The organism is Leeuwenhoekiella nanhaiensis (assembly GCF_002744755.1).
Taxonomy (GTDB): domain Bacteria; phylum Bacteroidota; class Bacteroidia; order Flavobacteriales; family Flavobacteriaceae; genus Leeuwenhoekiella; species Leeuwenhoekiella nanhaiensis.
In genome coordinates, this window is the sequence record NZ_KZ319292.1 from 93,260 (window position 1) to 118,175 (window position 24,916).

The following is a 24,916-nucleotide window of genomic DNA, read 5'->3' on the forward strand; positions in this document are numbered from 1 at the left end:
ATTGAAACTATGAGAACATTAATTTTAAAATCAGTAGTCCTATTTATACTCTTATCTATAGGTCTAAGCTGCTCCGAAGAAGTCGAGCAGGTTCCTTTGGAATCTAATAGCACTGCACCGGCACCCGTATCCAATGTTGATGTGGAAAACTTACCGGGTAAGGTTAAGTTGACTTTTACACTTCCCAAAGATCCGGATCTTTTGTACGTAAAAGCTAATTATACGCTTCCCACAGGAAGAGAGATGGAGGTAAAATCATCTTTGTATTCTAATTCTATGATTTTACAAGGCTTTAGTGGTAATGAGGAGGTAGATGTTGAGGTTGTTGCTGTAAACCGTAGCGAGGTTGAATCAGAACCCGTATTGCTTAGTGTGAAGCCTTTACGGTCTCCAATATTCGACGTCTATGAAAGTTTAAGCGTAGGAAGTGCGTTTGGAGGTATTTTTGTAAACGCTGATAATCCGGTACGGGAGGATCTGGCAATTTTAATTCTTACCAAAAATGAAGAAGGTGACTATGTAGCTGATCCTAATAGCATCTATACTTCTACTGATGATATTAGACGCGTAGTACGAGGTTATGATACGATACCAAGAGAGTTTGCATTTACCATTCGTGACAGATGGCTCAATTATACTGACACACTGGTTACCTCAATTACTCCATTATTTGAGCAGGCAATACCTAAGTCAAGCTATGGAGATTTGCGATTGCCCAATGATGCTCCCGGGCATAATTCTACTCCAAAGAGCGGAATGTGGGATAATGATTTTATTAATTGGCCTCGCTGTTATTTAACTCAGGGTAATTTTATTGCTGATACGCACATAACAAGTTTTGATATTGGGGTTCTTGCCAAGCTAAGTCGAATAGTTATATGGGACTACCCGGAATATTACAATAGCGGTAATGGTACCGGAAGGGCTTATTATTATAACGTTTGTATGAAGGAATTCAAAATTTACGGTTCTGCAGAATTAGAAACTACCGGGGACCTTGATAAATGGACTCTTTTAGGGACTTACAAGGAAGTTAAACCATCCGGATTACCTTACGGCCAGAGTACCGGTGAAGATTTTGAAACTGCAAACGCCGGGTTTAGTTGGGATGTTGACCCTAGTGCCGGTCCCATGCGTTACATCCGTATAGAGATGATTGATAATTGGGCAGGTACTTACTCTATGGGTATATCTGAGCTTCAGGTATACGGTAACACAAAATTTTAATCTTAAAGAGAAAAGCAAGATGAAAAATTTAAACTTATATATATACGCAGCGGTCGTAAGCTGTTTTATAGTTCTTTGGTCATGTTCAGATCAGGAGTATGATGATTACAAGAAATTTGCTGATGGAGGTGAAATAAATTATACTGAAAAAGTAGATTCGTTAAAATCCTTTTCAGGGAAAAACAGAATTATGCTTCAGGGAATTATTGATGCTGACCCAAAAATCACTGAATTTCGTGTTTTTTGGAACGACGGGAGAGATTCTGTTTCTGTACCGATAACACGAAGTGGTGGTGTTGATACACTTGAGGTCACGATTGCTGATATTCCGGAGAATATCTACAACTTTCAGATCCGTACGTATGACGCAGCAGGTAATAAATCTTTAGTATCTAATGTAACGGGTGCGGTATATGGAGAACGGTATCAAAATACCTTGTTTAATAGACCAGTCCTGGCAAACGATTTGGTTAGTGGAACATTAACTATTTCATACGCAAGTATGGATCTTACAACAGGTGTTATTGGAACCGAAGTTCTATTGGATGGAGCCTCTGAGCCCATCTTTGTTCCCATAGATTCAGAAGAGTATGAAATTTCAGATTATGTCGTAAATAGTAGCTATAAATACAGGACCTTGTTTTTACCTGAAGAGACAGCTATCGATACCTTTTATACTGATTATATTTCGTTTACTCCAATTCCCAAGCCTATACTGGTAAATGCTAAGGCTCCTTTTGCCACAGTAAAACGAGGAGGTGAAGTAGGAGCGAATAACAGATGGGGAACTCTTGCAGATTGGACCACCAACGATGCCGCTAAAACTTTTGGAAATCCACCAGTAGGCGGTTTTGACGATAATGAAGGTCTAGCTGCAATGGGGCAGGAAAGCTGGGGTTCACCACTTATTAGAAATGGTAAAATCTACCAACAGGTAGAAGTCAAAGAAGCCAGTTATGCGCTTAATGTTTTTGTAAGAAATGGTAACAAGTTGAATGAGGCGGGTACTAAAGTTTACCTGGCAATTGTTGATGGAGATGGTTTACCAGACGTTGATAATATCGTAGATAACCCAATTGTTTTAGGCTATAAGCGAATTACAGGAACAGGCGATTATGTATTAAATTTTGATGCAAATCAGGATATGACAGTTTCTGTAGGTATAGTTACAGATTTTACTATTGATCAAAGTTATTGGAAGATTATGTCTTGGGATATTGTCGTACAGAACTAAAAACATTATTTAAAAGGGAAGAGGTCTTAATCTTCCCTTTTTATTTAATGAAACATTCAGTTAATAAAATCATATTTCCAAAGCAAGAGATACCTTAAAACTGAGGATAAATACAATACATACTATAATGAAATATTTAAAATATATATTTTTTTCAACTAGCATTCTGTTGTGGAGTCTTAGTTGCTCACCGGAAGATGCTAAAGAAGAACCTAAAGAGGATCCTGTCGTTGAGCTAAATTTAGCTACTGTTAAAACTAATGAGGTTTCAGATGTAGATGCTTATAAGGCTACAATATCAGCCAAGGTTGAAGATGATGGAGGCAGTACAATTAAAGAGCGTGGAATATGTTATGCTCTGGCACCTAGTCCAGATTATTCAGATAATAGGGCTACACCTAATTCATTTAAAGGATCTGGCGAATATGACATTAACCTTTCTGATCTTGAAGATAACACAACCTACTTTGTCCGTGCATTTGCGACAAATTCAAAAGGAATTGCTTATGGTAACGAACTGTCGTTCAAAACTCTTAATGCCGATGTACCCAAATTTGCGATAAGTGAAACCAAAGTAAGTGGGGTTCATGATATATGGGTTGAAACCACGTTGATTGAAACCGGTGACGCTAATATTAAGGAGGTAGGTATTGTTTACGGCACAACAGGTGATTTAAATATTGAAACGAATCTTGTCGTTGTTCAGGAGGAGGTGAAGGCTAAATATTTAAGCAGAATGACCAAACTCGAAGAAAAAACAACCTATTATTTTAAAGCTTATGCCGTCACAGATAATGATGACGTTTTTTATAGCGAACCTGAAACGTTTGAAACGATAAATTCTGGCGACTTTACGTATACTATAAACGGATACAATGAAAACAATGCGGTGTTTGTGAGGTTGAAAAATGCTATCGAAAGAGTGCAATACTATTATAACAATTTCACTTCGATTAAAAAACACGTCTGGGTAAATTATGTCCCTGGTGTGACTACTGCCGATGCTAACTTTGATGGCTGGATCCGTTTTGGTTCTAATCAATCCTATCAACAAACTGGAACAGCCCTGCACGAGGTGGCTCATACGGTAGGAGTAGGGACACATTCTAAGTGGAATGAACTTCTTGAAGGCGGAATCTATCAGGGCTCAAGAGCAAATCAAATTTTAAAGCTTTTAATTCAGGATGAGGATGCAGCAATAAAAGGAGACGGTTTACATTTTTGGCCGTTTGGAATAAACGGAGCTCACGAAGATGATGGTCAGGATATGACATATATTATTAATACCTTAATTATTCAAGGAATGCGTGCTGATGGATTACCCATCAACTAAGGCTATTTATATACCTGAGTTTACATAGAGCAAGCTTTAAGAGCAAATTGTAAGCTTGTATTCAATAATCCAAGGTTTTGACCACCCCGTCCCCCCTAATATGTCAATTTATACCCTCTAATAACACCTGTTTTTTAGGAAACTTGTAAGCTGGGGATAAATGCTATTACGTTTTCGAAAAAACGAACCTGGCGTTACAACTAAAGATAGGAACGTAGGTTACTAGAATTATAAATGTTTTAATTACATTTATAAAATTTTTATGAATTTCAGATTACTCATTTCATCAATTCTTGTGCTTGCCATTTTTGGCAGCTGCGCTGGTGTTCCTCTAGCCGAAACTGCAAAAGAAAGTGTTGTAGGCGAGGGCTGGTCTTTCAATTCGGTGAATACGGTAATCTTCAGGCAAAATGCGGTTACGACCTATGCCAATATACAATTTACAGGCTATTACGATGCCGAAGCACGGGTAATTCTGGCCAAACGTAAACTGCCCCGTGGCAAATGGGAGGTTTATAAAACGCGATTTACAGGCAATGCAAAAGATGCACACAATGCGATTAGTATTGCGGTTGATGGAAAAGGTTATTTGCACGTTAGCTGGGATCACCACGACAATCCGTTGCGTTATGCTAGGAGTTTAGAACCTTTTGGTCTTGAACTTTCTGAAATGCAACCGATGATCGGTTTCGACGAAAACAAAGTTTCTTATCCACAGTTCTACAATTTGCCCTCAGGAGATTTAATCTTTATGTACCGCTCGGGGAAGTCGGGTAGCGGAAGTTTAGTTTTAAACAGATATGATTTAGATACCGAAAACTGGACTACACTGCACAGCAATCTCATAGATGGTGAAGATAAGCGTAATGCCTATTGGCAGGCCTATGTAGATCAGGAGGGTACCATTCACCTTTCTTGGGTGTGGCGCGAAAGCTGGGACGTTTCGACCAATCACGATATCGCTTACGCGCAGTCAAAAGATGGCGGTAAAACCTGGAAAAAATCAGACGGGAGTCTTTATGAATTGCCCATTACGCAGCGCAGTGCAGAGTATGCTGCGATCGTTCCGCAAAAGAATTCGCTGATCAATCAGACGGCGATGACTACTGACAGTCAGGGTAATCCCTACATTGCTAATTATTGGAATGTGGACGATGCAACCCAATTTCACGTGGTTTATCTCAAAGAAGGTCAATGGCAAACCGAAAATACCGCATTCAGAACAACGGGTTTTCAGTTGGGCGGCGGCGGAACAAAAAAAATACCCATCTCGCGGCCTGAAATTTTTATCGATGAATCTCAGGGCAAGAGGCTTTACCTGCTCTTTCGTGATGCAGAGCGCGGATCAAAAATAGTCCTCGCTTCGCGGGATTTAAACAAAGAAGAATCCTGGAAGCTAACTGATCTGACTAAAGCATCTGTTGGCGATTGGGAACCCAATTTTGACAAAGAATTATTTAAAAAAACAGGAAAGCTTCACCTATTTGTGCAAAAGGTGAATCAGGTGGATGGCGAAGGGCTTCAAAACAGTAAGCCTACACCTGTTAAGATTTTAGAGTATAATACATTACAAGAATAAAAACCTATGAAAATTAACAACAAATCAAGACTAGTCATTTTTTTATCGGTGTGCTTAGTACAGGCATACACTAGTTTTTCGCAGGCAATCAATGAGTGGGAGAATCCTACGGTCATAGACCGAAATAAAGAAGAAGGGCGAGCGTCTTTCCATTTATATGAAAACCTGTCTCAGGCCTTAACCTTAGACCATTCCCAGTCTGCTTTGCAAAAAAGCCTTGACGGGGAGTGGAAATTCAATATTGTCAAGAATCCGGGACTACGCCCGCAGGATTTTTACAAAACCGATTTTAACGATGCCGGTTGGGATCAGATCACGGTTCCTTCCAACTGGGAGACCGAAGGATTTGACATTCCAATCTACACTAACGTAGCCTATCCCTTTGAAAAAAATCCGCCTTTTATCAACGGCGACTATAATCCGGTGGGCACCTACCGTACTACGTTTGCTATTCCTGAAAATTGGGAAGATAAAGAGGTGTTGTTGAGTTTTGGTTCCATCTCTGGTTATGCACGTATTTATGTAAACGGAAAGGAAGCTGGGATGACCAAAGCTTCTAAGACTCCTGCAGAATTCGATATAACAAATCTGATTAAGTCCGGTGAAAACCAACTTGCTGTGCAGGTAACGCGCTGGCACGATGGCAGCTATTTAGAAGATCAGGATTTCTGGCGTCTTAGCGGGATTGAGCGTTCGGTAGCTCTTAAAGCGATGCCTAAAACTACCATCTGGGATGTAAAGGTTTTGGGTGATCTCGATTCCAATTATAAAAACGGAAAATTTTCCGCAACTGTCGACATTCGTGATTTCGGAAAATCAGATATCAAGAAAGCTCGTCTTGGTGTTTCGGTTTATGATGCAAATGGCAATTTAGTTTTCGCAGAAAAGAAAGCCGTACCAGCTGAGGGTGGTAGGGTTGAGTTTTCACGCGACCTGCCTAATATTAAGAAGTGGAGCGGCGAAACTCCGTATCTCTACACCTATGTATTGAATCTCGAAGACAAAAAAGGAAATCCCGTGGTTGCTACTTCCGGACGCCTGGGTTTCCGTAAAGTCGAAATCAAAAACGCACAACTTTTAGTAAACGGTAAAGCAGTTACCGTGCACGGTGTAAACCTGCACGAGCACCATCCTGATAATGGTCACGTACCCGATCTTGAGATGACGCGCAAAGATTTTGAATTGATGGCGCGTAACAACATAAACGCGGTGCGTATGAGCCATTATCCTCACGGGCAGGAAGTTTACGATCTGGCCGATGAATTCGGTTTTTATATTGTAGATGAAGCGAATATTGAAACGCACGCGATGGGCGCAGAATGGCAGGGTAATTTTGATAAATCAAAGCATCCGGCGTATTTACCCGAATGGGCACCTGCACATTTAGATCGTATCAAACGTATGTACCAGCTTAACAAAAATCATACTTCGGTGATCATCTGGTCTATGGGTAATGAGTGCGGTAACGGCCCTGTATTTTATGATGCTTACGACTGGTTAAAAGAGACAGACCCCAGCCGCGTAGTTTCCTTTGAGCAGGCCGGTCAAAACCGAAATACCGACATCGTAGCGCCTATGTATCCGGGTATGAACCACATGAAAGAATATGCTGAAGATGATACGGTAACCCGCCCGTTTATTATGTGTGAGTACTCGCACGCTATGGGTAACAGCAGTGGTAACTTCAGAGCATATTGGGATATTATTGACAGCAGCCCGCATATGCAGGGTGGTTTTATCTGGGATTGGGTTGACCAGGGCTTGCGGGCAGAGACTGAAGACGGTCGCGAATTTTGGGCCTATGGTGGTGATTTAGGCGGAAAGAATCTGCAAAACGATGAAAACTTCAACGCAAACGGATTGGTTACTGCAGACCGGGTACCGCATCCTTCGCTGGCGGAAGTAAAAAAAGTATATCAAAATATCGAGTTTGATCTGGATGGAAACACGCTTACGGTCCAAAACAAATACAATTATACCAATCTGGATGCCTTCAATTTTAAGTGGAAGTTGCTTAAAAATGGTGAGCAAATCGATTCCGGAAGCTTTGAAGTTTCGGCTTTGCCAAATACGTCTCAAACTGTGCCATTCAATCTTCCTGAGACGGATGACGCAGAATATTTCTTGAGTGTTCACGCATTCACAAAAGACAGCAGTGCATTAGTTCCCGCGGGTTACGAACTTGCCTGCGAGCAATTTCAGCTGGGCGAAAAAGATTTCTTTGCTCAAAACGCAGATTCACTGACTAAAGATAAACTGGTTTATGAGGTACAGGGCGACTCGCTTTTGGTTTTCAGCACGGCTAAAACTCAAGGTGTTCTTGACCTGAAAGCCGGAAAATTAGAGCAGTATCAGCTTAAAGACGGAAGCAGTGTGCTTAACACCTTTCCCGAACCTTATTTTTGGAGAGCTCCTACCGACAATGACTTTGGTAACGGAATGCCTAGAAAATTAGTGGCCTGGAAAACAGCAAGTGAAAATCCGCAACTGCTGTCAGCAGAGGTAGGAACGCAAGAAGATAATGGCTTACCTGTGACATTCACCTATCAGCTTGCCGGGGTTGAATTGCCTTACACCGTGACCTATTTGATTGATGCAGTTAATGGCATTACTGTAAACACAAACCTGAATACTTCGGTAAAAGAAACACCTGAAATGCCCCGCTTCGGGATGCGTATGATCCTGGACGGAAAGTACGACAATCTGGAGTATTACGGTCGTGGCCCCTGGGAGAATTATTCAGACCGAAAAGAGTCTGCCTTTATGGGCACCTATAAAGATAAAGTAGCCAACCAATTTACGTGGACGTACATCCGCCCTCAGGAATCGGGTTATCACACTGATACGCGCTGGTTAACGCTTACTGATGATGCCGGTAACGGACTCAAAATAGTGGGTAAACAACCTTTAGGATTTAGCGCACTCAATATTTCTACCGAAGATTTGGATCCGGGTATGACTAAAGATCAAAGACATCCCACAGACCTTACGGTACAGGATGAGGTCTTTTTACACGTAGACTTAAAGCAACGCGGTTTGGGTGGCCTTAACAGCTGGGGGCAGTATCCGTTTAAAGAATACAGACTCGAAGACGGAAACTACAGCTACAGTTACATTATTTCATTATTATAAGAATTACAATGCGAAAGATTTCTTCATTTTTTATACCAATCATTTTTAGTCTGGTCGCTGTAAATGCCGGCCTGGCGCAAACTCCTGCAAAGGTGAGTTCGCCGGACGGTCACATTTCGGTTACAGTCAGGTTAGAAAATGGAAAACCCGTTTACAGTGTTGCTCACGATTCTGATATTTTTCTGGAAGATTCTCCTCTAGGTCTAAAAACTTCAATCGGTGATTTTAGCGAAGGACTTACTATTGAGAGTTCAGCCTCAAACACTATTGCGGACTCCTATGAGTTGAACCGTGCTAAAGTGAGTAAAGTTCAATACAATGCAAACGAGTTGGTCACCTCTTTTACAAATGAAGCTAAGGACACGCTTCAGGTTATTTTCAGGGTAAGCAATCGTGATGTAGCCTTTTCCTATAAGTTAATCGGGAAAGATCTCAATACCAAAGTAAAAATTCTCAGCGAAGCTACAGCATTCAATCTGCCCGATCAGGCAACCACATTTTTAAGCGCTCAGGCTTTGCCGATGACCGGATGGGAGCAAACCAAACCTTCTTATGAAGAGGGTTATACCTTTGACGCGCCTTTGGGAGAAGCGTCACAGTATGGGGTGGGCTATACGTTTCCGGCACTCTTTAAAAATGAAACTAAAGGTTGGTTACTTATTTCAGAGACAGGCGTAGATGGTACCTATCCCGGTTCACGATTGGGAGAGTCAGGTACTGACGGGGTGTTTCCATTATTGTTTCCGCAGGAAGGAGAAAACAATAGCATTGGCGCTACCTATGCGGCGATGGCGATGCCGGCTCAAACGCCCTGGCGCACCATTACCTTGGGTAAAACCTTGAAGCCCATCGTAGAATCTACCGTAGCTTTTGATTTGGTGAAACCAAAATACCGGGCTACGACAGACTACCAAACCGGTAGGGCAACCTGGAGCTGGATTGTTTGGCAGGATGGCAGCATCAACTATGAAGATCAGATTAAGTTTATTGATCTCTCGGCTGCATTGAATTTTGAATACGTGCTCATTGACAACTGGTGGGATGCCAACATTGGCCGGGATAGAATGGAGGAACTGGTAGATTATGCCCGCTCTAAGAACGTCTCAGTCTTGCTTTGGTACAATTCAAACGGCTATTGGAGCAATGCGCCACAGACCCCGCAGGATTTTATGAACACCGCTTACAAGCGTCAGCGCGAGATGGCCTGGATGCAAGAAATAGGGGTTAAGGGTATTAAAGTTGATTTCTTTGGGGGTGATAAGCAAACCACCATGCAGCTTTATGAAGACATTCTTAACGATGCTAATAATTATGGTTTGGGCGTGGTTTTTCACGGCTGTACTTTACCGCGTGGCTGGGAGCGTATGTATCCCAATTATATGTCTTCAGAAGCGGTACTGGCTTCCGAAAATTTAATTTTTACTCAGGAAGCTTCAGATCAGCACGCGTATAAAAGTACCTTGCATCCCTTCATACGGAATACCGTTGGAGCGATGGATTTTGGCCCCGTTTTTCTCAACAAACGTTTAACTAAAGATCAACAGGGCGGCTCTATTCGTAAAACCACCGAAGCTTTTGAGCTGGCAACCGGCGTCCTGTATTTTTCGCCCATTCAGCATTTTGGCCTTACGCCAAATAACCTGGACGAACAACCGCAGTTTGTGCTCGATTTCTTAAAAGAAGTTCCGGCAACCTGGGATGAGACGGTTTACATAGGCGGTGAGCCCGGTGATTATGCGGCTATCGCAAGGCGAAAAGGACAGAAATGGTATGTGGCGGTAACAAACGGCAAAAAAGAAGATCGCACATTAGAGCTAAACCTTCCAATGCTTAAAAATGCAGAAATAACACTTATTTACGATAAATCAGACCGAACAGCCGGTCTCAAGTCAATGAAAATCATTAAAAATGGTAAATTGAAATTCAAATTACTGGGAGAAGGCGGTGCCGTGATCACTGGCAATTAGGCTTTTTTGCACGAAGCATCCCGGGATTTGATCGTATTCATTTAAAAGCATTTTATGAAATTTATCCCTACATTTTTATCTTTTCTTTCAATTTTCCTGTTGTTTTCCTGCGGAAAGGAAGACGCTGCTGTTACTGAAGATACGAATACCTTATTTACACTTTTAAACGCTTCAAAAACAGGTATTGACTTCGAAAATACACTCGTAGAAACCGATGAAAGCAACATCATCACCTACGAATACATTTACAACGGTGGCGGTGTCGCAGTGGGAGACGTTAATAATGACGGACTTTCAGACGTTTATCTTTCGGGCAATCAGGTTCAAAATAAACTCTACCTGAATAAAGGTGATCTGAGCTTTGAAGATATCACTGCCAAAGCGAAGATTCAGGAAAAAGAGGGTTGGAAAACCGGTACCGCGATGGCTGATGTTAATGGCGATGGCTTACTCGATATTTATGTTTGCTACTCAGGCAATGCCCCGCAGGAAGGGGTTACATCGCCCGTAATACGCGAATACAAACCCCGGTCAAACCAGCTGTTTATCAATCAGGGGCTTGATGCTACCGGTGTTCCCACCTTTAAAGATCAGGCTAAAGAATATGGGGTTGACGCCATAGGCACCTTCACCACACAGGTTTATTTCTTAGACTATGATCTCGATGGCGATCTCGATTTATTTTTGCTCAATCACGCCAACAAGTTTTACAACATTTTCTTCAACGTAACCCTGTTACGCAGCAAAAGGCATCCGTATTACGGCAATCAACTTTACGAAAACCGCGATAATCAATTTGTAGAAGTTTCAGAAGAAGCGGGAATTGACGGGACGGGTATCAATTTTGGGCTGAGTGCCGCAATTAGTGATTTTAACAAAGATGGGTATCCTGATATTTTCGTGACTAACGACTATTCCGAACAGGATTTTTGCTATCTCAATAACGGCGACGGCACCTTTACCGAAACCTCGAAAGCTTCTTTCGCCCATTTCTCAAAGTACTCAATGGGTTCTGATGCTGCAGACATCAACAACGATATGAATCCTGATTTGTTTGTGGTTGATATGCTTCCGGAAGGTAATTATCGTCAAAAAGTGCTCAAAGGACCGGATGAATACAATAAAGTTAAGCGACTTATTGATAGTGGTTACCACCCGCAATATATGCACAACAATTTACAGTTGAGCAAGGGCTTAGATCCCAATGCAAATTTACGTTTTACGGAGGTGGGGCAGCTTGCAGGGATTTCAAATACCGACTGGAGTTGGGCTCCCTTACTTGCTGATTACGATAACGATGGTTTAAAGGATGTGTTTATCACAAACGGCTATCTACGTGATTATAGCAATCTCGATTTTAATAACTACACGGTGCACGAGGCCAGAGATCGTGCTCAGGCAACTGGCGAAAGACTTGATCTGGGCTTACTCATCAGTAAAATTCCTTCCACCAAAGTTTCCAATTACATCTATAAGAATGTAGACGGACTCCTCTTTGAAAACAAAACTCAGGCCTGGGGACTTGACCAAAAAACGGTATCTAATGCCGCCGCGTATGCCGATTTTGATAACGACGGGGATTTAGACCTGATCATCAATAACCTCAATGATCCAGTTTTGGTTTATGAGAATCATGAAAATGAACAGCTGAATAATAACTTTTTGTCGCTGACGCTCGAGGGTGCAGGTAAAAATACCCAGGCTCTGGGTGCCAAAGTGATGCTTCAGCTTGAGGATGGTAAACAAATCTATCAGGAAGCCTATTACATTCGCGGCTATCAGTCTTCGGTAGAGCCCAAAATGACTATTGGTTTAGGCAAAGCCGAAAGGATTCAGAGTCTTGAAATAATTTGGCCCTCTAAAAAAATGACCCGCCTCGAAAACGTTCAGGCCAATCTGGCTTTGGTTTTAAAGGAGGCTGAAGCGACTGAAACTTATGATTATAAGATCACACCGCCTGAAACCTTCTTTACTGATATTACGGCAAATTCGAATATCGATTTCATCCATCAGGAGAATGATTATGTAGACTATAACTACGAAAGCCTTATCCCATATCAGGTCTCAAAAACCAGCGGAAAAGCCGCAGTTGGCGACCTTGACAACGATGGTAACGACGATATTTTCTTCCTTGGCGCTAGTGGTCAGGCTTCGCAACTGTATCTGGGTTCTGATTCTGGCAAATTTAAACTGAATAATGCCGGCCAGCCCTGGACTTCCGCTGAAGAGGTAGTTCACGAAGACTACGACGCCCTGTTTTTTGACGCTGATGATGACGGCGATCTGGACCTGTATGTGGTAAGCGGCGGTAATGAAGAGTTTAATGGCGATGCCTATTATCAGGACCGTTTATATCTCAATACAGGTAACGGTAAATTCAGCAAAGCTGAAAACGCGCTGCCCGATATGAAATTCAGCGGGGGAGTGGTTAAAGCTGCAGATTACGATAAGGACGGCGACCTGGATTTATTCGTAGGCGGAAGGATTTCGGGAGGAAATTACCCGATGTCGCCCCGAAGCGTGTTACTTACCAATGAAACTTCCGGCTCTGATGTGAAATTTAGCGTCACCCGAAACTATGACCTGGAGCAGGTGGGTATGGTAACCGATGCAGATTGGGTAGACGTTGACAACGACTCCTGGCCTGATTTGGTTTTGGCAGGGGAATGGATGCCTATTAGTCTGTTTAAAAACAACGCAGGTACTTTAAAAAATGAAACAGAAGCAGCAGGCCTGGCCAATTCAAACGGCTGGTGGTTTAGCCTGCAGTCCGGGGACTTTGACGGCGACGGGGATGTTGATTTTCTGGCCGGTAATCTGGGCGAAAACAACCAGTTTAAAGCTTCGGTTCAAGAGCCTATGCGCTATTATATTCAGGATATTGACAACAACGGGCGTATAGATCCTATTTTGACCTACTACATTGACGGGGTTAGCTATCCGTGGCCTACCCGCGACGAACTCATGGGGCAGGTTTCCGCCTTAAAAAAGCAGTATCAATCGTACGAGAGTTATGCGAAAACCAATACCGAAGAGTTTTTAAAAACTAATAAGATCGAGCCACGTTTTACTCTGGAGATCAAAATGCTTGCTTCGGCTTTTATAGAAAATAAAGGTGATGGTACGTTTAGTATAAAAGCTTTGCCCAAAGCGGTTCAGGATGCACCCATTCAGGATTTTGTAGTTGCAGACTTCGATGATGACGGCAATTCAGAGATTCTTACTGCCGGAAACCTGTATCCGTTTCGCGTGAGTCAGGGGCCTCTTGACGCTTCTTTCGGTTCGTTGCTGAACTTTAATCAGGGTGATTTTCGCCTTATGCCTCAAACAGCCAATCTGTGGTTAGATGGCGATATAAAATCCTTAAACATTTTAAATACAAAATCCGGTCAAAAACACCTACTGGTCACCCGCAATAATGACGGGCCCGGTCTGTACACCTATTAAATACAAATTATGAGAATCCTGTTCCTGCTGCTTAGTTATGCTTTTGTGATTTCGTGTAAATCTTCAAAATCCGGGCAGGTGGGGGATTCTGCTATTCAAACTCCACAAGGCTACGAGCTGATCTGGCACGATGAGTTTGACACCGGTACTAAGCCCGATCGGGATTCATGGAACTATGAGTACGGTTTTGTACGCAACAAAGAGCTGCAATGGTATCAGGAAGACAATGCCACTCTTGCTAACGGAAATCTGGTCATCACAGGTAAACGCGAAGAGCTTGTAAATCCCGGTTATGAACCGGGTAGTACTAATTGGAGTAAAAGTCGCGAAACAGCGCAGTATACGTCTTCAAGTATCAATACCCGGGATCGGTTTGAGTTTATGTTCGGTATTGTAGAAGTACGCGCTAAGATTGATACCGCAAGCGGAATGTGGCCGGCAATCTGGACGTTGGGCGTTGAAAAAGGCTGGCCTTCAAACGGCGAGATCGATATGATGGAATACTATCAGATTGACGGAAAACCCCACATTCTGGCTAACGCAGCCTGGGGAGCACACTGGCAGGATGTGTCTTGGGACAGCGCTAAAATTCCCTTTACTGAGTTCTTAAAGAAAGACCCGCAATGGCCTGAAGAATTCCACATCTGGAAAATGGAATGGACTCCGCAGTTTATCAAACTCTATCTGGACGATGCGTTAATCAACGAGATTGATTTAGCCGAAACCAAAAATCCCGACGGGTTTAATGGCTTTCACCAACGGCATTATATTTTACTCAATTTAGCGATTGGTTCCAACGGTGGTGATCCTTCAAGCACGCAATTCCCTAAAGAATACCTGGTAGATTATGTACGGGTGTATCAGAAAACAGATTCTTAGTTATGAAACAAAATTTAAAATACAAATCCTTGAAAACACCGCTTATTTTTTTTTCAATTTTGGCAGGAATATTCACTTCCTGCGGGGGAGCAAAACCGGCTGATTCGGCCTTAAACGAAGCTTCACTTCCCAAACCCAATCAGGTTTTGGCCATCATAGAGATGGTGAATACCCACTGGCAAGAGACGCATCCCGAGCCTGCATCGGCATTCTGGCATCCCGCGGCCTATCAGACCGGGAATATTGAAGCTTATAAAGTGACAGGAAATCAAGATTTTCTGAACTATGCCACGGCCTGGGCCGAGCATAATGAGTGGAAAGGTGCAAAATCTGATGATAAATCGGCGTGGAAATACAATTATGGCGAGACTGACGATCACGTGCTTTTTGGCGACTGGCAGATTGCCTTTCAAACTTATATCGATTTGTATACGCTTGAGGGTTCTACAGATCCTTCAAAAATTGCCCGCGCCCGTGAGGTGATGGAATACCAGATGAGCACGCCACAAAATGATTTCTGGTGGTGGGCTGATGGCCTGTATATGGTGATGCCGGTGATGACCAAACTCTATCAGGTGACCGGCAACGAGCAGTATTTAGATAAACTCAATGAATACCTGAAGTATTCAGACAGCATTATGCTTGATGAAGAGACGGGGCTTTATTATCGAGATGCCAAATATGTCTATCCCAAACACAAAAGCCTGAACGGTAAAAAGGATTTCTGGGCACGCGGCGACGGCTGGGTTTTTGCCGGTTTGGCGAAAGTCTTACAGGATCTCCCTGAAGATTCCAAATACCGAAACGCATTTGAAGCCCGCTACAGGCGAATGGCCGAAGCTTTAAAAGCAGCCCAACAGCCGGAAGGTTACTGGACGCGTAGTATTCTCGATCCGGAGCATGCTCCAGGACCTGAAACCAGTGGTACCGCTTTCTTTACCTACGGCTATTTATGGGGTATCAACAACGGTATTCTGGATGCAAAAACCTATTTGCCTGTTGTAGAAAAAAGCTGGAAATACCTGACGGAAGTGGCTTTACAGGAAAACGGAGCCGTGGGTTATGTACAGCCTATCGGCGAAAGGGCCATTCCCGGGCAGGTAGTTGATGTCAACTCTACTGCCGACTTTGGAGTGGGAGCCTACCTGCTTGCCGCTTCTGAAATGTACCGAATGGTTTCAGATAATTAGAATCAGGTTAGAGATTTAAAATGTTGAATCATAAGCTAAAAAACAGCCAAAGCAATGAAAAATATATTTACCGCATTAATAATTTTAACCTGTTCCAGTTTATTTGCGCAAGATATTTTTGATCGGGGAGATACACATCTCGTAGTTCCTCATATAGGCTTATCAGAATTTCCGATAGATTCAACTAGCATGGCCACAGTAATTTCAGCTTTTGGAGGTGATTATCAACTCGATGATAAAGAGGAAAAAATTGAAGAATTTTTGAATCAAAGAAAATCTCATTCTAGAGAAAACCTTAAACAGTTTCCATTGCTTTTGGAACTTAAATACGAAAGCCTGGGAGTTTCCTTTTATTGGTTGTCAAATGACAGTACCCAAACCATTAGGGCAGTGAAATTTTATCATCCTTTTAAGGCTGAAAGTCAAAAGGGTATTGTTTTAAATAAATCTACAATGGGAGCCGCAAAAACAGCTTATGACGCAGCCACTATTCTGGTTAGCGGAAATCCTTTAAATGAATTGACTATTCACGAGTTTACCGAAATAGGAATCCGATTTAGGTCTTCTATATCAGGCTATTCCAAAGATAACTTCCCTCCTAAGAAGGTGATTGAAAACGCAATTCTCGAAGAAATTTATATATCAAACTATCAGGAAAAACTGCTTTTGGGCAGTTTATAAGTGCAACATATCTAAAAAACCAGCCATAACTTAATTATGAACTTATTAAAAAATTTTCCCGCACTAATCTTTTTTTTCACGAGTACCTCGTTCCTGTTTGCTCAGGAAATCAAACCAGCAAAACAAGTGGATGGCGAAATGTCGCTCTTTGAGCTTGAAAAGCCCGATTTTCAAACGAGTCCGTATACCGGAATGACCAAAAAGCACTGGGAAGATGCCGCCAGGTATTTACTGGCAGGAGCGTTCAGCTATATTGACGATCTGGACGACCCGATGAAGTTTCCCAAGCTTCCGGGTAAAAGCTATCCGCACCATATAAGCCGCGTGCCTACCGAGAAACTGGAAGGTCTGGTGCGTACCCTTTTCGTTGCTGCACCCCTTTTAAAAAAAGAACCCGATCTTACCTTAAATGGAATCAAGGTCGCCGAATATTATCAGCATCAATTGCCCAAACTGGCAGACCCGGATAGCGAAGCTTACATCAAACCACGAGGTAACGGCGGTCCAAGTCAGAATCTGGTAGAGTACGGGGCTTTGGCGATTTCCTTATTCATTTCACCCGAAACGCTTTGGGATCCGTTGAGCCAGGAAGATAAAGACGCCTTGGCAGCCTCTATGCTGAGTTATGGCGACGGACCCACAGTACCTTCCAACTGGAAATTCTTTAACATTTTTGTACTTAGTTTTTTTGATGCTCAGGGCTATGAAGTCAACAAGCCCTTGCTTGAAGAATACCTGCAAAAATCACTAGACCATTACCGTGGGCAAGGCTGGTACAACGATAATCCGGCTTATGATTACTACAGTATGTGGGCCTTTCAGGTTTACGGGCCTATGTGGGCGTCGGTCTACGGAGATACGCATTATCCCGAGATAGCCAAAGCCTTTAAAACCAATTTTCAGGATTTGGTGTATCACTATCCCTATATGTTTTCAAAAGATGGCGAGATGATTATGTGGGGCCGCAGCATCAGTTACCGCATTGGGTCTATTAGTCCGTTTCCCTTTACCGGAACGCTGCAGGATGACACGATTAACTTCGGCTGGCTACGGCGCATCTCTTCGGGCACCTTACTTCAGTTTTTACAGAATCCCGACTTTTTACTCGATCGAATCCCGACTTTAGGTTTTTACGGACATTTTGAACCTGCAGTACAGGTGTACAGCGCCCGCGGCAGTGTGTTCTGGATGGGTAAAGCTTTTTTGGGTCTTTTGGTGCCTGATGATAATCCATTCTGGACGGCGACTGAAAATTTGGGTCCGTGGGATAACACTTTTGAAAAGGATAAGGTGTACAATAAGTTTCAGGCTGCTTCTAATATTCTGATTACCGATTATCCCAATATCGGCGCTTCTGAAATACGGGCATGGTGCCACGAAAAGAAAGCAGACGACTGGCAAGGCTTCCGCAGCAGCGAAAACTACAACAAGCTGTCGTACAATTCGGCATTTCCCTGGCAGGCAGACAGAGAGCAGGGTGAAATCTCGATGAATTATGTCTTTAAAAATGCCAAAAACGAATGGGAACCCTGGCGGTTGTATACCTTCAAAAGCTATGAAAATGGCGTGTACCGCCGGGATGCGGTATTGGAAACAAACGAGCAGGTGACGATGCAACTGGCAGACATCCCATTACCTAATGGGATTTTACGAGTTGATAAACAGACCAGTAAGGTTCCTGTAGAAATGCGTTTAGGTCATTATGCATTGCCAAAATTAGAAGGTAAAGAAATCAAGGAATCCAAACTCAAAGTGGGCAAAACCGAAGCTTTTATCATCGATAACGGTGAATATCAACTTGCGATGCTTCCTCTTCAGGGTTGGGAAAAAACAGAATTTGTGTCAGCCAGCGGACTCAACCCGGTTTCTGACGAAAGTACAACGATCAATGTCTCGGCTACCTTTTCGCCGCAGGCTCAGGCTGCAACCAACATCTACGCTACGTTGATGCTCTGGAAAAAATCGGGCGAAGACTTTACCGAGGCGGAGTTGATGCCGGTAACTTTAGAAAGAAATGCAGAAAGGATTAAAGTTATTTTAAAGGATGGTTCTGAGAAAATCATTGCATTTTGATAATTAAAACAAATTCTAAGGTTTGACACAATGCAAGAGAAGAAGTTTTTACATTATTAACAAAGCGTTAAAAAACTCTTTTTTGAAATGCGTTTTCATACTCTCTTCATACTCTATCCTAGGCTTTGCTATGCCTTTGCCTGGGAGTTGCCCTAACCTAAGCATAGTTTTGAACAGAAATTGACCCGTTCTGGAGGTTTTTTTCAATCTTGTATAAACGGGCTAGTATTTTAATAAACGAAGAATAATTATGTACAACCCATTCTTTAGTTGATATAGTATTTTATGCTCCTTTTTCTTAAATAAAAGTCCATGAAACGAAAGCAAAACCAGTTGAGTATAATACTAATCGTCTTAGTAGCTCAGTTAATAAATGCCCAGCAAAATCCCCCGGAGTGGCAGAATCTGAGTGTTTTTGAAGTCAACACCCTGGCGCCACGTGCTACCTTTTACGTATACGATACCGAAGAAGAGGCACTTCAAAATGACTACCGCAATTCAGATAATCTGATATCCTTAAATGGTACCTGGAGGTTCCATTTTGCCGAAACCCCGGAAACCCGTCCCCAAGATTTTTATAAGACAGGTTATAATGTCTCTGACTGGGATAAGATAGCAGTTCCGGGCGACTGGCAAATGCAGGGCTATGATTTCCCTTTGTATGTAAGCGCCGGCTATACGCACGAGATCAATCCGCCGCTTGTAGATGCGGTTTACAATCCGGTTGGCTCATATAAACGTAATTTTAACCTGCCCGAAAACTGGAAAGATCAACGCGTCGTGTTGCACTTTGGAGCAGTAAACAGTGCCTTTTATGTTTGGGTAAACGGAAAGAAAGTGGGCTACGATGAGGACAGTAAAACCCCGTCTGAGTTTGATATTACGTCTTTTGTTAAGTCGGGCGAAAACGAACTCGCCGTTGAAGTATACCGCTGGAGCGACGGCACCTATCTGGAAGATCAGGATTTCTGGAGACTCAGCGGCATTGAGCGTGATGTCTATGTTTATGCAACGCCAAAAACCTACATAGCCGACGCGTTTTTTAAAGCGGGTCTCGATTCGACTTACACTGACGGAGTTCTGGATGCTTCAGTAAGCCTTGCTAATGAAAGTGCCAAAACCAGAACCCTTCAACTGCAGTTAAAAATCTATGATGACTCGGGTGCGGTTTATGAGACGCAGAAGGAAATTCGTCTTTCCGCTTCTGCAAAAGATACGCTCCGTTTTCAGCACATACTCAAAGAGGTAAAAGTCTGGAGTGCAGAGCATCCTAATCTGTACACAGCCACCCTTAGTCTTGCCGAAGGCTCAAATACGCTGATGGCTACTTCGTTTAAAATCGGTTTCAGGTCTGTTGAAATTAAAGGCGGAAAGCTTCTGGTAAACGGAAAACCCATTTTACTCAAGGGGGTTAACCGCCACGAGCACGATCAATATACCGGTCACGTGATTACTGAAGAATCGATGATTCGGGATATTCGGCTATTTAAGGAAAATAACATCAATGCCGTGCGCAACTCCCATTATCCCAACGATCCTTTATGGTACGCACTCTGCGATGAATATGGCATTTATATGGTTGATGAAGCCAATCTGGAAACCCATGGTTTTGGTTATGATGAAGATAAAACCCCGGCCAACAAGCCCGAATTTGCTGCCATGCATCAAGACCGGTTAGAGGCAATGGTCGAGACCAATAAGAACCACGCGTCAGTGATTATTTGGTCTATGGGTAATGAGGCAGGTGATGGCCCTGCTTTTGTAGACGGGTATCATTGGATCAAAAACCGGGACACTTCACGTCCGGTACAGTATGAACGCGCAGAACGTGGTAAGAGTTTTCAGGAACCACATACCGATATTATTCCCTGGATGTATGCCAGCCTTGATTATATCAAAAACAACTACATCGGCAAGTATCCCGATAGGCCTTTTATTTGGTGTGAGTATGCGCACAGTATGGGTAATAGTACCGGTAATCTGCAGGATTTGTGGGATTTTGTTTACGCACAACCGCAAATGCAGGGCGGTTTTATATGGGATTGGGTAGATCAGGGTTTTGTAAAGCAGGATAGCACTGGCACTAAATATTGGACCTATGGTGGGGATTATGGTCCTGACCGTTATCGCAACGATGCGAACTTTGTGCTCAACGGTATTGTAAACCCAGATCGTACGCCACATCCGGCATTGGCAGAGGTGAAGCACGTGTACCAAAACGTGAGGATCGAGGCGCTCGATACCGAAAGTTTAAAACTCAACCTGATAAACCGTTTTTTCTTTACCGATCTGGAAGGTTTTGAAATAGAGTATGATTTGTTGCGTGACGGAGCTGTGGTTTCTTCCAATAACTTAGAGTCTTTCAACGTGGCTCCGCAAGACTCTTTGGTATTTAAACTGAACGCATTGCAGATTCCTGAAGATGAACACGAATATTTTATCAATTTTAACGTGATTACCAAAACGGCGTCGCCGCTCTTGCCAAAAGGTTTTGTGGTGGCCCGGGAGCAGATCCTGCTCAAAAAACCTTCTTCTAACAACCGTGTGAACAGCACAGGAAAAGGAAAGCTTCAGGTTAAAGAGCTCAAAAATGCGCTATCGGTAAAAACCGATGCGGTAAGCCTCAATTTTGACACCCAAAGCGGACGCTTAAAATCGTATGTCTATAAAGACCAAAACTACCTGAAAGAAGAACCTCGTCTTAATTTTTGGCGCGCGCCAACCGATAATGATTTTGGTAATAACTATCAAAAACGAGGAAAACTGTGGAAAGATGCTTCTGAAAAGCAGCAATTAATCTCATTTAAGATGCTTTCAAAAACGCGGGATTCTGTGGTTGTAGAATCTGTTTATCAGTTAGACACCTTACAGGCGCAGGCAACTACCCGTTTTGTTATGTATGCAGATGGCAGCCTGAAGATCACAAACCGATTAAATTACACGGGTTCTGAAGAGGTGGCCGAAATTCCGCGTTTTGGTATGAATTTTATTTTGCCCGACGTATACGATCAGGTGAGCTGGTATGGCCGCGGTCCGCACGAAAACTATCAGGACCGTAAAGAGTCGGCTTTTGTGGGGATCTATGAGTCTTCGGTAGCAGATTTGTATTTCCCATACATCAGGCCTCAGGAAAACGGTTACCGCACCGAAAACAGATGGATAAGCTTAACCAACGATTCCGGTGCCGGAATTAAAATTGTAGGTCTGCCTGTAGTATCCTTCAGTGCGCATCACAATTACGTTTCCGATTTTGATCCCGGCGAATGGAAACAACAGCGACATATTACCGATATTAAACCCCGCGACCTGATCAGTTTGAATATAGATTACAAACAAACCGGGGTAGGCGGTGATAACAGCTGGGGCGCTAAACCTCACAAAAAATACCGGCTGCTGCCCGGAGATTACCAATACAGCTTTCTCATAAAACCCATAAACTAAAAGACTATGCACCATGTAAAAGTATCGAAGAGCCCCCTACCAAATTTCTTCATCAAATTTAAAACGGGCCTTTGTGCTTTTATAATTTTAATAACTGCTTCCAGGCTTACCGCTCAGCAGGACATCAGCGCTCAGGAAGCCCTGGCCGAAAAGATTTACCTGCAAACCGATCGTAAAGCCTATACGCCGGGAGAGACCATTTGGTTTAAAGCCATTGTTGCCCAGGCGAAAGACAATATGCTTTCAGGCTTGAGCGGCGTTTTGCATGTAGAACTGATAGACCCGTTTGAAACGCTTGTGGGCGAAAAAATGATAAAACTCAATAACGGGATTGGAAGTAATTTTTTCACTATTGCAGATTTTTATGCACCAGGTACCTATCAATTGCGGGCCTATACCCGGTGGGATCAAAATTTTGATGCCGACTTTATTTTCAAAACCTATCTCAACATTGCCGAAGCCAAAAGCCAGGAACTTGTTGTTGAAAAAATGGAAGTTGAAGGTAAGGATGCCATCCGTTTCATTTTCAAACCCGAACTTATAGACAGCACTGCCGGGAATAAATTTGATCTGGAACTCGCTTATGGAGATCAGGTAAAAAAGCGCCTCATTCGTAAGAATGGCGCGGGCTATTTTGTTTTGCAAGAAAATTTTGCCGAAGATACAGACTGGGTGCATTTTAAAATCCTTACCGAATCAGGTAAGCAATACAGTGAGAGTATACCACTTTCCAAACCTGGGATAGATATTCAGTTTTTACCTGAGGGCGGTAGTTTATTGGGCGGAATCAACAACCTTATTGGTTTTAAGGCGATTGACGAGACCGGAAAAGGCGTTGCCGTTTCCGGGACTATTTACGACGATCAGGGAACTCAGGTTACTTCGTTTAAAAGTAATGAGCTGGGGATGGGACGGGTTTACCTCTTTCCAAATGCATCAACAACTTATAGGGTTGAATTAACAGAGGCAAATAAGGATACTGAGTTCACCTATTCTTTCCCTAATGTTGTTGAGACGGGTAGTAAAATTTCGGTAAACCCCGTAGGTTCTAATCTCGCCATACAGGTGCATTCCACCCAATTTGTGAATGATTCGGTCTATGTAGCAGTGAGCAGAAGAGGTTTGGCACTTGGCGAAGTTGGGCGAAAACTTGAAAGTGGAAAGCAAAGTTTAATGTTTTCAAAAGAATCTTTACCCGCAGGAATTTTAGTATTTACGCTTAAAGACCAAAACAAAAATCCGTTAGCCGAACGTTTATACTTTAATCATTTAGAAACCGAAGCGCTAGAATTAGATATAGAACTGACCAAACCTTCTTTTAAAACGGAAGAAGAGGTGAACTTGACACTTTCTGTAACCGGACTTACCCGGGATGCCAGTGCATCTGTGGTTGCAGTTCCTAAAGAGTTAAGCAATGAGCACAGTATTTGGACCTATTTTATGTTGACTTCTGAGTTGCGAGGGGAGATTGAAAAGCCTTCGTTTTATTTTGACGGAACAGATTTAGTTCACGAAGCTGATCTGGATAATTTGCTGCTCACTCAAGGTTGGCGGGGCTACACCTTCAATTCTTCTCCAGATCAGCAGGAAATGCCCTTTTTGCCTGAATTTACCTTAGGGATTCAGGGCGAGATAGCAGCACTTTTTGATAAAGATAAAATGAAGGAGGATGTAGACGTGAGCCTGATGGTTTTTGGCGAAGAACAACAGTTTTACGATCAGAAAACCGATAGTCTGGGACGCTTCAATTTTCTGTTGCCCCCAATGGAAGGCAGACGAGTGCGCGCGGTTTTACAAACCAAAAATGATGCAGGTAAAAACCGAAATTATACCTTAAGTCTGGACGAGCCAACCAAGCCAAAAGTACAATATGACCGTACCCGTGCTTACTTCAAACAAAAGGATCTACAACCTGAAGTTTTTCAAAAAGTAAAGAATGAAGAAACGCCTGATTCGTTTTTCGATTATGATCCTGAAGTCAACCAGTTAGACGAAGTGCTGATCAGCGATTATGAACTTACACCGCAACGCCAAAAAGTGATGGATACTTATGGCAAGCCCGATGTGGTGATTGATGGTCGTAAGATTGAAACGAAAGCAAATGAGTACAGCAATGGTCTGTATGGCGTGCTAAGGCAGTCTTTTGGAGATAAAATCAGTTTTCAACTCTATCAGGATAGCACCGGCGTACGTTATCAAAAAGCAATGGTCACCGGTGGGATGGAAACTCTTGTGCTGGTTGATGGGATTCCGGTTTTGGCCGACGCCTATCAGTTTTTGCCTAATCTGCCGCCCAGCGAAGTAAAAAGCGTTGAAATTTTAGATGGCACCACTCAAAATTTTATGCCGCTGTACCGGAGGGTGTATCCCTTCAGAGATATGAGCTCAACACCAACACAGGGAAGCATTTTGGCTATTTATACCTACAGCGGTAACGGTTTTTATACGGCCACAAAATCAAAAGGCATTCTCAAGACCAGCATCCCGTTATTTGCGCCTACCAAAGCATTTTATATCCCAAAATATGAGAGTGGGGAAACTTCTTTAGGCTCCGGGGATAATGCAGTAACGCTTTATTGGGATCCAAACATAAGTCTGCAAAATGGAGAACCTGTTAACGTTAAATACCCAAACAATACCATCCCGGGAATTAAAACCGTTCTTGTGGAAGTCATTTCCCCGGATGGTAAAATAGGCTATAAGACTGTTGATTATGAAGTGAGAGAGTAGCTT

General features: G+C 42.8%; 13 protein-coding genes. All 13 read left to right on the forward strand.

What is annotated here, in order from left to right; all coding sequences use genetic code 11:
• Positions 1-9 precede the first annotated feature (9 nt).
• The 13 genes from CJ305_RS12150 (at position 10) to CJ305_RS12210 (ending at position 24,913) form a co-directional block, all read left to right on the forward strand.
• On the forward strand, positions 10-1,227 hold the full coding sequence (locus CJ305_RS12150) for a DUF4959 domain-containing protein (RefSeq protein WP_099646550.1): 1,218 nt from the start codon (positions 10-12) through the stop codon (positions 1,225-1,227).
• 19 nt (positions 1,228-1,246) lie between these two features.
• Positions 1,247-2,461 carry a DUF4998 domain-containing protein gene (locus tag CJ305_RS12155; protein WP_223248870.1) on the forward strand — a complete coding sequence of 405 codons (1,215 nt, stop codon included), beginning with the start codon at positions 1,247-1,249 and terminating at the stop codon, positions 2,459-2,461.
• 127 nt (positions 2,462-2,588) lie between these two features.
• Positions 2,589-3,794, forward strand: a complete 1,206-nt coding sequence (locus CJ305_RS12160; RefSeq protein ID WP_099646551.1) for a hypothetical protein — start codon at positions 2,589-2,591, stop codon at positions 3,792-3,794.
• Between the two features lie 262 nt (positions 3,795-4,056).
• Entirely contained in the window at positions 4,057-5,373 is a 1,317-nt protein-coding gene (locus CJ305_RS12165; protein WP_099646552.1) for a BNR repeat-containing protein, read from the forward strand.
• Positions 5,374-5,379: 6 nt separating this feature from the next.
• Complete coding sequence (locus tag CJ305_RS12170; RefSeq protein WP_099646553.1) at positions 5,380-8,505, forward strand: glycoside hydrolase family 2 TIM barrel-domain containing protein; 3,126 nt, start codon at positions 5,380-5,382, stop codon at positions 8,503-8,505.
• 8 nt (positions 8,506-8,513) lie between these two features.
• Complete coding sequence (locus tag CJ305_RS12175) at positions 8,514-10,472, forward strand: glycoside hydrolase family 97 protein (protein WP_099646554.1); 1,959 nt, start codon at positions 8,514-8,516, stop codon at positions 10,470-10,472.
• 54 nt (positions 10,473-10,526) lie between these two features.
• Positions 10,527-13,919 carry a VCBS repeat-containing protein gene (locus CJ305_RS12180; RefSeq protein ID WP_099646555.1) on the forward strand — a complete coding sequence of 1,131 codons (3,393 nt, stop codon included), beginning with the start codon at positions 10,527-10,529 and terminating at the stop codon, positions 13,917-13,919.
• Positions 13,920-13,928: 9 nt separating this feature from the next.
• The gene (locus CJ305_RS12185; RefSeq protein ID WP_099646556.1) at positions 13,929-14,798 is read left to right on the forward strand and encodes a glycoside hydrolase family 16 protein; all 870 of its coding nucleotides are present in this window, start codon (positions 13,929-13,931) and stop codon (positions 14,796-14,798) included.
• A 2-nt stretch (positions 14,799-14,800) separates the two neighbouring features.
• Positions 14,801-15,988, forward strand: a complete 1,188-nt coding sequence (locus CJ305_RS12190; RefSeq protein ID WP_099646557.1) for a glycoside hydrolase family 88/105 protein — start codon at positions 14,801-14,803, stop codon at positions 15,986-15,988.
• A gap of 54 nt (positions 15,989-16,042) precedes the next feature.
• Complete coding sequence (locus tag CJ305_RS12195) at positions 16,043-16,669, forward strand: hypothetical protein (protein WP_099646558.1); 627 nt, start codon at positions 16,043-16,045, stop codon at positions 16,667-16,669.
• A 36-nt stretch (positions 16,670-16,705) separates the two neighbouring features.
• Complete coding sequence (locus CJ305_RS12200; RefSeq protein WP_189319440.1) at positions 16,706-18,742, forward strand: DUF2264 domain-containing protein; 2,037 nt, start codon at positions 16,706-16,708, stop codon at positions 18,740-18,742.
• A 312-nt stretch (positions 18,743-19,054) separates the two neighbouring features.
• Positions 19,055-22,183, forward strand: a complete 3,129-nt coding sequence (locus CJ305_RS12205) for a beta-galactosidase, LacZ type (protein WP_099646559.1) — start codon at positions 19,055-19,057, stop codon at positions 22,181-22,183.
• Positions 22,184-22,189: 6 nt separating this feature from the next.
• Positions 22,190-24,913 carry an MG2 domain-containing protein gene (locus tag CJ305_RS12210; RefSeq protein ID WP_099646560.1) on the forward strand — a complete coding sequence of 908 codons (2,724 nt, stop codon included), beginning with the start codon at positions 22,190-22,192 and terminating at the stop codon, positions 24,911-24,913.
• Positions 24,914-24,916 lie beyond the last annotated feature (3 nt).